Raw genomic sequence first — 12,478 nt, 5'->3', positions numbered from 1 at the left:
AATGGCTTGGGTTGTGAAAAAGCAGTCAACACAAGAGGAGCTTGCGAATCGATTCCGAGCTTTAGTAGAAGCAAATGAAATTTTGCAAATTCCAGGTGCTCATGACGCAATGGCGGCTTTAGTTGCAAAAAATACAGGTTTTTCAGCTCTTTATTTATCAGGAGCTGCTTATACTGCAAGTAAAGGCTTACCAGATTTAGGTATCGTGACGTCTACTGAAGTGGCTGAGAGAGCAAGAGATTTAGTAAGAGCTACAGACTTACCTGTTCTTGTTGACATTGATACAGGATTTGGTGGTGTACTAAATGTGGCGAGAACAGCTGTAGAAATGGTGGAAGCGAAAGTAGCAGCTGTCCAAATTGAAGATCAGCAATTACCAAAAAAATGTGGACATTTAAATGGTAAGAAACTTGTTACTACAGAAGAATTGGTTCAAAAAATTAAAGCGATTAAAGAAGTTGCACCGAGCTTATACATTGTAGCACGTACTGATGCTCGCGGCGTTGAAGGATTAGATGAAGCAATTGAAAGAGCAAATGCATATGTAAAAGCAGGTGCAGATGCAATTTTCCCTGAAGCGCTTCAATCAGAGGAAGAATTCCGTCTATTTAATAGTAAGGTAAATGCACCTTTGCTTGCGAATATGACTGAATTTGGAAAAACTCCATATTATAGTGCAGAGGAATTTGCGAATATGGGCTTCCAAATGGTTATTTATCCTGTAACTTCACTTCGCGTTGCAGCGAAAGCGTATGAAAATGTGTTTACTTTAATTAAAGAAACAGGCTCTCAAAAAGATGCACTTTCTAATATGCAAACGAGAAGTGAATTATACGAAACAATTTCATATCATGACTTTGAAGAGTTAGATACTGGTATTGCAAAAACAGTATTATCAGAAGATCAATAGATAAAGCAGCGAAGGCGATGAAAATACATCTTTGGCAAAATAAAATGCTTGATGTGAAAAATCATCGCCTTCTATTTTCAAAAAAGATATTCCACTCATCGTAGACGAGCATAAGCAAAAAGCTATGAAAGCCGAATGATAGGGGGATACATATGGAGAAAACGAAGTTACCATGGGATGAATTTTTTTCACTTAATAAAGATATAAATCATACTTACTTTACACCAGAAGATTTTTCAGGTGATGAAGATTTAATCGCAAAAACGACAGAACAATTCGTTAAACAAGAAATTGTTCCACAAATGGAGAATATTGAACAACATAACTATAAAGTTTCTCGTCAATTATTTGAGAAAGCTGGGGAACTTGGATTATTAGGCATTGAGGTACCAGAAGATTATGGCGGGTTCGAGTTAGGAAAGGCTGTCTCAGGTCTTGTAGCAGAGAAAATGGGTTACGCTGGTGCGTTTAGCGTTTCTTTTAATATACACGCTGGTGTCGGTACATTGCCTTACATATATTATGGAACGAAAGAGCAAAAAGAAAAATATTTACCGAAAATCGCATCGGGAGAATGGATTGGGGCTTATGCTTTAACGGAGCCAAATGCTGGTTCGGATGCATTAAGCGCAAAAACAAGCGCCGTATTGAATGAAGAGGGAAAAGCTTGGAAGTTAAATGGTGAGAAGCAATGGATTACAAATGCTCATATGGCAGATGTATACGTTGTTTTTGCGAAGACAAATAAAGGAATGACAGCGTTTATTGTCGAAAGAACATGTGAAGGTGTATCTATTGGATTAGAAGAAAAGAAAATGGGGATTAAAGGTTCTTCAACAGCGACTCTTATTTTAGAAGATGTTGTCATCCCTGCTGAAAATGTTTTAGGGGAAGTTGGGAAAGGGCATCACGTAGCCCTTAATATTCTTAACTTTGCTAGACTTAAACTTGCTTTTGGAAATATTGGAACAGCAAAACAAGCAATTGGTTTGTCGGTTCAATATGGAAAAGAGCGAAAACAGTTCCAAACGGAATTAGTAGACTTTACGATGATTCAAGAGAAAATTGCAAATATGATCATTGCTACATATGGAGCAGAAAGTGCAGCTTATCGTACAGCAGGTGTAATCGATGAAGCAATTCATGAGAGCGATGAAGATCTTATGAAGAAAATGTCCCAATTTGCAATTGAATGTGCACTGAATAAAGTAAATGCTTCTGAAACACTTGCTTATATCGTAGATGAAGCTGTACAAATTCATGGTGGTTACGGTTATATGCAAGAGTATGAGGTAGAACGATTATATCGTGATGCAAGGATTAGTCGTATTTTTGAAGGAACGAACGAAATTAATAGATTAACAGTTGCTAAAATGTTAATGAAGCAAATCGAACAATTAGAAGACACTGAAGTAGAAAGTGATGTAGCAAATGTAGAAAGAAACCATCGTTACATTTTATTAGCGAAAAAATTGTTGAAACAATCTTTGAAAACGCTCTCTAAAACTCCAGGTCTAAAAATTGACCAAGAACAAGAATATTCACGTGTAATATCAAATATGTTGACGGACGTGTACATCATGGAATCAGCGTTTTTACGTACGAGAAAAGCAGTACGTAAAAATGGAGAGGAAAAAGAACGTACGAAGCAACTCATAACGGATGTTATTTGTGAAGAAGGATACCGTAAAGTAGAAGAAGCGGCGATTTCTGTACTTTCAGCAGCTGTCACAGAAGAACAAGATAGAAATGTGATTTTAGCTGAAATCCGTCAATTATTAGTACCTTTATACACGAACGTATTTACGAAGAAGAGAGAAATTGCGAAAGCTATTATAAATCGTGGGAAATATATTGTGTAAATAGGAGGAAAGCGATATGAAAAAGATTGGTTTTATCGGTTTAGGTAACATGGGTCTTCCAATGTCAAAAAATCTAGTTAAATCAGGTTACACAGTATATGGCGTGGACTTAAATAAAGAGGCGGAAGCGTCCTTTGAAAAAGAAGGCGGAATTATCGGTCTATCAATCTCAAAACTAGCAGAAACATGTGATGTAGTTTTTACAAGTTTACCTTCACCTCGCGCTGTTGAAGCGGTATATTTTGGAGCAGAAGGATTATTTGAAAATGGTCACTCGAATATAGTTTTCATTGATACAAGTACGGTATCGCCGCAGTTAAACAAACAATTAGAGGAAGCTGCAAAGGAAAAGAAAGTAGACTTTTTAGCAGCACCTGTGAGCGGTGGTGTAATCGGAGCCGAAAACCGAACATTAACGTTTATGGTTGGTGGATCAAAAGAGGTATATGAGAAAACGGAATCTATCATGGGCGTACTAGGCGCGAACATTTTCCACGTTAGTGAGCAGATTGATAGTGGTACAACTGTTAAGTTAATTAATAACTTATTAATTGGTTTTTATACAGCTGGTGTGAGTGAAGCTTTAACATTAGCGAAAAAGAACAATATGGATTTAGATAAAATGTTTGATATTTTAAATGTAAGTTACGGTCAAAGTAGAATTTATGAACGTAATTATAAAAGTTTTATAGCACCTGAAAACTACGAGCCAGGATTTACTGTGAACTTATTGAAGAAAGATTTAGGATTTGCAGTTGACTTAGCTAAGGAAAGCGAACTCCATTTACCGGTAAGCGAAATGTTATTAAACGTATATGACGAAGCGAGTCAAGCTGGATATGGTGAAAACGATATGGCTGCTTTATATAAGAAAGTTAGCGAGCAATTAATTTCTAATCAAAAATAAATTATACAAAGGAGAGAATACAATGATTACAACTGAAATTAAACGAGTAAAAAATCACATTAACGGTGAGTGGGTTGAATCGACAGGTACGGAAGTAGAAGCAGTTCCAAATCCAGCGACTGGAAAAATTATCGCTTACGTTCCACTATCTCCAAAAGAAGATGTTGAAAAAGCTGTTGAAGCGGCAAAAGCAGCATTCGAAACATGGTCTAAAGTACCAGTTCCAAATCGTTCAAGAAATTTATATAAATATTTACAGCTATTACAAGAAAACAAAGATGAGCTTGCAAAAATCATTACGCTAGAAAATGGTAAGACGCTAACGGATGCAACAGGTGAAGTACAGCGTGGTATTGAAGCGGTAGAACTTGCAACATCTACGCCAAATTTAATGATGGGTCAAGCACTTCCGAATATCGCTAGCGGAATTGATGGATCGATTTGGCGCTACCCAATTGGAGTTGTTGCTGGTATTACGCCGTTTAACTTCCCGATGATGATTCCGTTATGGATGTTCCCACTTGCAATTGCTTGCGGTAATACATTCGTATTAAAAACATCTGAAAGAACGCCACTTTTAGCGGAGCGACTTGTAGAATTATTCTATGAAGCAGGTTTCCCAAAAGGCGTATTAAATTTAGTACAAGGCGGAAAAGATGTTGTAAATAGCATTTTAGAAAATAAAGATATTCAGGCTGTTTCGTTCGTTGGCTCTGAGCCGGTAGCCCGTTACGTATATGAAACAGGTACGAAACACGGAAAACGTGTACAAGCGTTAGCAGGTGCGAAAAACCATGCGATTGTAATGCCAGATTGCAATCTTGAGAAAACAGTACAAGGTGTAATTGGATCTGCATTTGCAAGTAGTGGAGAGCGCTGCATGGCATGCTCAGTAGTAGCAGTAGTGGATGAAATTGCTGATGAATTCATTGATGTATTAGTAGCAGAAACGAAAAAATTAAAAGTAGGCGATGGCTTTAACGAAGAGAACTATGTTGGACCATTAATCCGTGAATCTCATAAAGAGCGCGTTTTAGGCTACATTAATAGCGGTGTAGCAGATGGGGCAACTTTATTAGTAGATGGCCGTAAAATTAATGAAGAAGTTGGAGAAGGTTACTTTGTAGGTGCGACAATCTTTGATGGCGTGAATCAAGAAATGAAAATTTGGCAAGATGAGATTTTTGCTCCAGTATTAAGCATTGTACGAGTTAAAGATTTAGAAGAAGGTATTAAACTAACAAATCAATCTAAATTTGCAAATGGTGCAGTTATTTATACGTCAAACGGTAAACATGCACAAACGTTCCGTGATAATATCGATGCTGGTATGATCGGTGTAAACGTAAATGTCCCAGCACCAATGGCATTCTTCGCATTTGCAGGAAATAAAGCGTCATTCTTTGGTGATTTAGGTACAAATGGTACAGATGGCGTTCAATTCTATACACGTAAAAAAGTTGTAACTGAGCGCTGGTTTTAATATAAAATAAACAGCCAAATTAGTTATTAAATGAAAACCACCACTATTAATAGTGGTGGTTTTCATCTTGTTAATTACTTTTTTCAAAAGCAAGTTTAATACCAAAACCAATTAAGACGACTCCCGTTAACCCTTGAATATAACGCTGCGTCTTCGGTTTTTTCATAAAAGCACTAATTTTATCAATTAAAAATATATAAAAAGCGAACCAAATGGCTGTTAAAACGAGGTAAGTAAGGCCCATTACGAGTAGTTGGATAAACGTATTATGATTTGGATTTAAAAATTGCGGTAAAAACGTTAAAAAGAATACTGCAACTTTAGGGTTTAATAAATTCGTAAGAAACCCTTGTCGAAAGCAAGAGGTGTGTTCATCTTCATTATTTAAAGATATATCGTTCGTATCAATGCCTTCTTTATTTCTTACTGCTAAAAGGGCTTTAATACCAATATAAATTAAATATAGAGCCCCAACGTACTTGAAAATAGAAAATAAAAGAGCTGACTTTACAATAAGTGCAGAAAGACCAATTACAGCAGCTAAAGTATGAATTAATAGTGCAATACATGTACCAAACACTGTTTTCACTCCACCGACTTTACCAGCAACCAATGTATTTTTCGTAGCCATTGCTGTATCTGGACCAGGTAAAATGATAAGGCAAATAGACATAATGATGAAAAGAAGATAATTTTCTATCATAGCCGCCCCTCCTTTTTATTTTTAGAATATTTGATTAAAATCAGTGTAGCACAAAAATGGATTTAATAAAATTAAATTTTGTTAAAAATAATTAAATAAAAAAGGCTATATAGTAGCTGTAATTACACTACTATATAGCTTCGATTTTATACCGCTATTTGCGGGTAGTAAAATTTTCACCGCACAAGATTTAGCTGAAGCAAAGAAGTTAGGTAGGGGATGAACGAAACACCCCCTCATGACAATTTCATTTTATGCATTAAGTAAGTTAAAGAAACGATTCACATCTTCTTCTGAAACGTCACTTAACTGTTTATATTTATAATTCGGATTTTGATCTTTATCAACGACAACGGAGCGTACTCCTTCGAAGAAATCTTCATGTCTCATGAAATTTTTAGCAAGTATAAGGTCCGTAGCGAAACATTCTTCAACGGATTTATCTTTTCCATCAATAAACTGTTTTAATGTTACTTTTAGTGAAATAGGGGATTTTGATAACAGTGTTTCTTTCGTTTTTAGAGCAAAGGAACTTTCATCTTTCTCCAATGAATGGATGATTTCTTCAATTGTATCGAAAGCAAAATGTGAATTAATTACTTCTAATGAAGGAGCGAGCTCGCTTTCTAAGTTTGGAGCAGTTGCAAATATACGAATAACTTCTTTTAAATTAGTATGTACATCATCTTCTTTATGCCAATTTACACTTTCAAGTTCAGTAAGAAACTCTGGTAATGAATCAGATGTCATAAAGTAATCAGCAGCATTAATAAATAATACGTCAGAAGCTTTTAAAATAGATGCTGTTAAAGCAACGAATCGTCCTGTATATCCAGGCGTTTTATTTAAGAAATATGCAGCTCCGACGTCTGGGAAGAAGCCGATATTCATCTCTGGCATTGCCCATTTCGTACGCTCAGTTACAATGCGATACTTCGCACCATTTGTAAGACCGACACCACCGCCCATTACAATTCCATCTAAACAAGCAATAATCGGTTTTGTATATTGATAAATATATGTATCAATTTCATACTCTTCTTCAAAAAAACGTTCTGCATGTTGCAATGCCACTTCATTGGAACGTGCTTCATAAAGAGTTTTAATGTCGCCGCCTGCACAAAAACCTTTTGTGCCAGCTCCTTTTAACACGATAAGTGCAATACGCTCATTGTGTTCCCACTCTTTAAGTTTTTGTCCGATAGGCTGTAACATGTCATAAGATAAAGAATTAAGTGCTTTTGGACGGTTTAAAGTAATTGTCGCAACGCCGTTTTCACTAACAGAAAATAAAACGTGTTCAGTCATAATGCATCCTCCCTTACATATCTTCTTATTCTTAATTCTTGATATGTACTGAAATGTCCTTTATAAATTTTGTCAAAAGTTGACGGTAAATATTAATTTGGTCACTGCATATTTTGACGAGTTATCTTTGCAGGATTTCAGAGACTGAGGGGGAATATTACAACATTACTGTAAGTGTAATTATTTGAAGTTATAATGATAAAAGCGCTATTATATAGGTGTGAATTGTTCATTATCAATTCTAAAAGAGTGTTTGAAGAAAAAATAAATCGTACAATTGTAATAAAAAATTTTACACTGAATTAGAAATAGAGAAAGGAGAAATCGGAATGCCAGGACCTTTACTATTGTCGGTTATTATTTTGTCTTTTTTAATGATAGGAATAACGCAGTATTTTCATCATACAGATACGACAGAAGAAGTGAAGGATAAAGTACGTCTCGTATTTCCGATTTTTATAATATCTATTTCATTCTGTATTTTATTAAATAAAGATGGCTACATTGTCGCAGTGTTCTCATTTTTCGTCGCAATCGTCTTAATTACCGTTTTATATTATGTAATGAAAGACTTTATACAAAAATAAAGATGTCATAATAGGCATTTTTATTTTGGGGAAAATATAAAATTTCACATACCGTATTTTATATAAAATACATAAAACATATAACAATAGAAAAGTGTGTACTTTGCTGTGTATGTACTTGTCAATCTTGCATAGCCACTATACTATTAAAATGTAGAGATTATAAAAAGGGGTTGTATCTATCATGAAATTTGAGATGCACACAAAAATTATTTCAAATGAAAAAGAAGTAAGATTACATATTGAAGAAAATATATTTCAATTAATATTGGATGGTTATCACTTATTTACAGTTCAAGAAATATTACCTTTATATAAATCAAATGAAGAAAGAATTGGAAGTGCAACGATATTGAAGCTAGAGTGGGAGAACGGAAAAACTACAATAAACTATCAACTCGTTTCACTAAAATCAGTAAATTAAAAGGAGTAGAAAAATATGAAGTTATTTCATACAGCGGATTGGCATTTAGGGAAGCTTGTTCATGGCGTGTATATGACTGAAGACCAAAAGATTGTATTAGATCAGTTTGTACAGGCTGTTGAAGAAGAAAAACCAGATGCTGTAATTATTGCAGGGGATTTATATGACCGAGCAATTCCACCTACAGAAGCAGTAGACTTATTAAATGATGTGCTGCAAAAAATAGTTATTGATTTGCAAACACCAGTTATTGCAGTAGCTGGTAATCATGATAGTCCGGATCGTATCCATTTTGGAAGTAGTTTAATGAAAAAACAGGGATTACATATTGCAGGTCAATTTCAATTCCCGTATGAACCTGTCGTACTAAATGATGAATATGGAGAGGTTCACTTCCATCTAATACCGTATGCAGACCCAAGCATAGTAAGGCACGTGTTGAAAAATGAAGACGTACGTTCTCATGATGATGCGATGCGCATTTTTATGAATGAGCTCTCTGAAACGATGGATAAAGAAGCTAGACATGTATTTGTTGGACATGCATTTGTAACTTCTTCAGGAGAAGCGGAGGAGAATACAAGTGATGCAGAAAGACCACTTTCAATTGGTGGTGCTGAATATGTAAATAGTCATTATTTTGATAAGTTTCATTACACAGCGCTTGGACATTTACATCAAGCGCATTTCGTACGTAATGAGACGATTCGATATTCAGGTTCACCACTTGCCTATTCAATTTCTGAAGAGAAACATAAAAAAGGTTATTACATTGTAGAACTGAATGAAACTGGTGAAGTAGCAATTGAAAAAAGGTTACTTTCACCACGTCGTAAAATGCGAACAGTAGAAGCGAAAATAGATGAATTATTACAGCACCCAGTAAGTGAAGATTACGTATTTGTAAAATTATTAGACGAAAACCCTGTCTTACAGCCAATGGAGAAAATACGATCTGTATATCCAAATGCAATGCACGTTGAAAGAGCGATGCAAAGACGAGAACTCACAGATACAAATGAAGTAACTGTTTCAAGACATAAAACGGATGATTTATCTCTTTTAAAGGCTTTCTATAAAGAAATGAAGGGGTTAGATTTATCAGAAGAGAAAGAACGCCTATTTATAGATGTATTACAAACAGTGCAAGAACGGGAAGGTGAACGAGGATGAGACCGATTCAGCTTATTATGACAGCATTCGGGCCATATAAACAGAAAGAAATAATCGATTTTGAAGATCTTGGAGAACATCGTATTTTCGCTATTTCTGGGAATACAGGAGCTGGAAAAACAACGATTTTTGATGCGATTTGTTATGTGTTATATGGTGAGGCTAGTGGAGAAGAACGTAGTGATACGAGCATGCTTCGAAGTCAATTTGCTGATGATAATGTTTATACAAGTGTTGAATTAACCTTTCAGTTAAAAGGGAAACGCTATGAAATAAAACGACAACTTGGACATAAAAAACAAGGGAATAAGACTATTACAGGACATGCAGTAGAATTATATGAAGTTATTGATGGAGAAAACGTTCCAGCCGTCGATCGTTTTCATGTAACAGACGTAAACAAAAAAGTGGAAGATTTAATTGGGTTAAGTAAACATCAATTTAGCCAAATTGTTATGTTACCCCAAGGGGAATTCCGAAAACTATTAACATCTGAGACGGAAAACAAAGAAGAGATTTTACGTCGTATTTTTAAAACGGATCGTTATAAATTAATGCGTGAGTTACTTGATCAAAAGAGAAAACAATGGAAAGACGTCTTACAAGAAAAACAAAAAGAGAGAGAGCTCTATTTCCGTAATGTTTTTAAATTACCAATCCGTGATGGAGCATTATTAGAGACATTAGTGGCACAAGAACATGTAAATACGCATCAAGTAGTAGAAGCGTTAGAACAAGAAACAACCGTGTATAAGGCAGAGGTTGAGCAATTACAAGTAGAACAAGATGTTCAAACGAAGCAATTAAAGGATGCAGAAACACGTTTTCATGCAGCAAAATCTGTAAATGAGAAATTTATAGATTTACAACAAAAGAATGAGAAATATAACACTTTACAAGAGAACCGTGCAGCAATTGAAAGGAAAGAAAAATTCTTTAAACGTGCGGAACAAGCAAAGCACTTATTACCATTTGAACAATGGTATGAAGAAGCGATGGAAAATGAGCAGAAAGCTGAAAGTTTGTTAAAACAGATAATCGTCAAACAAGAACAGATAATGAATAGCTTTGAACTTGCTCAGGAGAAGTATGAAGTAGTAAAGAATAAAGAAGCTGAACGAGAAGAGGCTAAAAAACTTGTTCAAAGATTAAAAGAGTTACAAGCGATTATTGAATCATTAGCTGAGAGAAAGCTGAATTTACAAAATGCCGAAATTCAAATAGGGAAATTAAAAGAAAGTATGCAAAAGTTAGATCAACAACTAGAAGAGCATACAAACCAAAAACAGAGAATGTCTGATGAATTGCAGCAATTAGAACAAGCACTTGAGCAATATGTAGCTAAAGTGGAAGAACTAACGAATATGCGAGAAGATGCAAAAGTTTTAAAACAAGCATATGATGTTTGGCAAGAAAAACAAAAATTCGAGCAAGAAAAAGAAGCGGCAAATAATAAAATGCAAGTGGCAGTTCGTGCATATGAAAACATGGAGCGCCGCTGGTTAAGTGAACAAGCTGGTATATTAGCTCTTCATTTACATGACGGTGAATCTTGTCCGGTATGTGGTAGTACGAGTCATCCACAAAAAGCTACAGAGCAAAGTAATGCGATCGATGAAAAAGAGTTAAACGATTTAAGAGATAAGAAGAACATTGCTGAAAAATTCCATGTGCAAGTAGAGGAGAAATGGAATTTCTATCGACTACAATATGAACAAGTGATAGAAGAAGTTGTGAAGCGCGGCTACAATTCGGAAAAATTAGCTGAAACATATAGTGCACTTGTTCAAAAAGGAAAACAATTAGCTGCAGATGTTAATACGTTAAAAGCAAGTGAAAAAACACGTAAGCAGATTGCTGCGAACATGAAAAGCGTAGAAGAAAAAATAGAAGAACTTCAGAAACAAAAACGAGAATTGGAAACAATGCAGCACCGTACAGAAATGGAGTGTATGCAACTTCGTACGTCATATGAACATGATAAACGAAATATTCCAGAAAACTTACAAACAGTACAAGCTTGGAAAGCACAGTTTGACCAAGCTATGCAGGAACTTAGGTTAATGGAGGACGAATGGAAGAAAGTGCAGGAAGCGTATCAGCATTGGCAAAATGAAAATATACGTATTCAAGCAGAACAAAAAGGTGCTTCTAATCAATTTGAAAGTGCAAAATTAAAGAAAGAAGAGACTTTCGCACGCTTTATGAAAGAGCTAGAACAAAGCGGGTTTACAGATGAATTCACGTATAAAAAAGCCAAATTAAGCGATCCCGAGATGGAGATGTTACAAAAAGAAATTCAAGGTTATTATTCATCGCTTGAAGTGCTTGCAAAACAAATTGAAGAGTTAAACTCAGAATTAAAAGATAAAGAGTATATGGATATTACATCTTTAGGTGAACACATAAAAGAACTAGAAATTAATCTCGATATCATTAAAGAAAAACGTCAACGTGCGCAAAATGCGGTAACATATATTTCTGATTTACATGAAAACATTAGACGTATTGACGAACAAATTCACGAGGAAGAAAAAGCCTTCCAAGAACTTGTTGATTTATATGAAGTAATGAAAGGTGATAACGAAAGTCGTATATCATTTGAACGTTACATCTTAATTGAGTATTTAGAACAAATTGTTCAAATCGCAAACGAACGACTACGTAAATTATCAAATGGACAATTTTATTTAAAACGAAGTGAGCGAGTTGAAAAAAGAAACCGTCAAAGTGGATTAGGTTTAGATGTGTACGATGCATACACTGGCCAAACACGCGATGTAAAAACACTATCCGGTGGAGAGAAATTTAACGCATCACTTTGCCTAGCGCTAGGAATGGCAGATGTCATTCAAGCATATGAAGGCGGTATTTCCATCGAAACGATGTTCATCGATGAAGGGTTCGGTTCATTAGATGAAGAATCGTTAACGAAAGCGGTAGATGCCTTAATTGACTTACAAAAATCAGGCCGATTTATCGGTGTCATCTCACACGTTCAAGAGCTGAAAAACGCAATGCCAGCTGTATTAGAAGTAACGAAGCAGAAGGATGGGTGTAGTCAGACTAGGTTTGTGGTGAAGTAAGCTTAGAAAATGGAGTAGGGAATCTACCGATACTT

Annotated in this window: 10 protein-coding genes; 8 read left to right on the top strand and 2 right to left on the bottom strand. The window is 35.4% G+C overall.

The genetic code is table 11. From position 1 onward, the window contains the following. The first annotated feature begins 1 nt into the window (after position 1). The 4 genes from prpB to QO049_RS13840 all read left to right on the top strand — a co-directional run bounded on the left by prpB (position 2) and on the right by QO049_RS13840 (position 5,162). A complete protein-coding gene (gene prpB, locus QO049_RS13855; protein WP_000312640.1) occupies positions 2-910 on the top strand; it encodes a methylisocitrate lyase in 909 nt (302 codons plus the stop codon). A 152-nt stretch (positions 911-1,062) separates the two neighbouring features. Then, a complete protein-coding gene (locus tag QO049_RS13850) occupies positions 1,063-2,772 on the top strand; it encodes an acyl-CoA dehydrogenase family protein (RefSeq protein ID WP_144502065.1) in 1,710 nt (569 codons plus the stop codon). 16 nt (positions 2,773-2,788) lie between these two features. Continuing rightward, positions 2,789-3,679 carry an NAD(P)-dependent oxidoreductase gene (locus QO049_RS13845; RefSeq protein WP_000719408.1) on the top strand — a complete coding sequence of 297 codons (891 nt, stop codon included), beginning with the start codon at positions 2,789-2,791 and terminating at the stop codon, positions 3,677-3,679. Positions 3,680-3,701: 22 nt separating this feature from the next. Next, positions 3,702-5,162: a CoA-acylating methylmalonate-semialdehyde dehydrogenase gene (locus tag QO049_RS13840; RefSeq protein WP_000633347.1), complete on the top strand. Its 1,461-nt coding sequence runs from the start codon at positions 3,702-3,704 to the stop codon at positions 5,160-5,162. A 70-nt stretch (positions 5,163-5,232) separates the two neighbouring features. Here the strand turns inward: QO049_RS13840 and QO049_RS13835 are convergent, their stop codons facing one another. After that, positions 5,233-5,865 (bottom strand): LysE family translocator, encoded by a 633-nt coding sequence (locus QO049_RS13835; RefSeq protein WP_000572358.1) that lies wholly within the window; start codon positions 5,863-5,865, stop codon positions 5,233-5,235. 252 nt (positions 5,866-6,117) lie between these two features. Next, positions 6,118-7,173 (bottom strand): enoyl-CoA hydratase/isomerase family protein, encoded by a 1,056-nt coding sequence (locus QO049_RS13830; protein ID WP_144502063.1) that lies wholly within the window; start codon positions 7,171-7,173, stop codon positions 6,118-6,120. A 329-nt stretch (positions 7,174-7,502) separates the two neighbouring features. Here QO049_RS13830 and QO049_RS13825 point away from each other — a divergent pair, with 329 nt between their 5' ends. From QO049_RS13825 to QO049_RS13810, 4 genes are all read left to right on the top strand, one after another. After that, on the top strand, positions 7,503-7,760 hold the full coding sequence (locus QO049_RS13825; protein WP_001119404.1) for a hypothetical protein: 258 nt from the start codon (positions 7,503-7,505) through the stop codon (positions 7,758-7,760). 184 nt (positions 7,761-7,944) lie between these two features. Then, positions 7,945-8,184: a DUF2584 family protein gene (locus QO049_RS13820; protein WP_000667346.1), complete on the top strand. Its 240-nt coding sequence runs from the start codon at positions 7,945-7,947 to the stop codon at positions 8,182-8,184. Between the two features lie 15 nt (positions 8,185-8,199). Beyond that, a complete protein-coding gene (locus QO049_RS13815) occupies positions 8,200-9,357 on the top strand; it encodes an exonuclease SbcCD subunit D (protein WP_000765150.1) in 1,158 nt (385 codons plus the stop codon). After that, complete coding sequence (locus QO049_RS13810; protein ID WP_144502062.1) at positions 9,354-12,443, top strand: AAA family ATPase; 3,090 nt, start codon at positions 9,354-9,356, stop codon at positions 12,441-12,443. Before QO049_RS13815 ends, QO049_RS13810 begins: the two co-directional genes overlap by 4 nt. Positions 12,444-12,478 lie beyond the last annotated feature (35 nt).

Origin of the sequence: Bacillus sp. RB3 (genome assembly GCF_030164735.1) — a bacterium.
Taxonomy (GTDB): Bacteria; Bacillota; Bacilli; order Bacillales; family Bacillaceae_G; genus Bacillus_A; species Bacillus_A cereus.
The sequence above is the reverse complement of the archived record's forward strand: the minus strand, read 5'-3'. Positions and strand labels throughout refer to the sequence as shown.

What these genes read in the sequence shown, in the direction of transcription:
- QO049_RS13835 (WP_000572358.1), bottom strand. Translation starts at nt 5,865, where the DNA reads ATGATAGAAAATTATCTTCTTTTCATCATTATGTCTATTTGCCTTATC.
- QO049_RS13820 (WP_000667346.1), top strand. Translation starts at nt 7,945, where the DNA reads ATGAAATTTGAGATGCACACAAAAATTATTTCAAATGAAAAAGAAGTA.
- prpB (WP_000312640.1), top strand. Translation starts at nt 2, where the DNA reads ATGGCTTGGGTTGTGAAAAAGCAGTCAACACAAGAGGAGCTTGCGAAT.
- QO049_RS13815 (WP_000765150.1), top strand. Translation starts at nt 8,200, where the DNA reads ATGAAGTTATTTCATACAGCGGATTGGCATTTAGGGAAGCTTGTTCAT.
- QO049_RS13830 (WP_144502063.1), bottom strand. Translation starts at nt 7,173, where the DNA reads ATGACTGAACACGTTTTATTTTCTGTTAGTGAAAACGGCGTTGCGACA.
- QO049_RS13850 (WP_144502065.1), top strand. Translation starts at nt 1,063, where the DNA reads ATGGAGAAAACGAAGTTACCATGGGATGAATTTTTTTCACTTAATAAA.
- QO049_RS13845 (WP_000719408.1), top strand. Translation starts at nt 2,789, where the DNA reads ATGAAAAAGATTGGTTTTATCGGTTTAGGTAACATGGGTCTTCCAATG.
- QO049_RS13840 (WP_000633347.1), top strand. Translation starts at nt 3,702, where the DNA reads ATGATTACAACTGAAATTAAACGAGTAAAAAATCACATTAACGGTGAG.
- QO049_RS13825 (WP_001119404.1), top strand. Translation starts at nt 7,503, where the DNA reads ATGCCAGGACCTTTACTATTGTCGGTTATTATTTTGTCTTTTTTAATG.
- QO049_RS13810 (WP_144502062.1), top strand. Translation starts at nt 9,354, where the DNA reads ATGAGACCGATTCAGCTTATTATGACAGCATTCGGGCCATATAAACAG.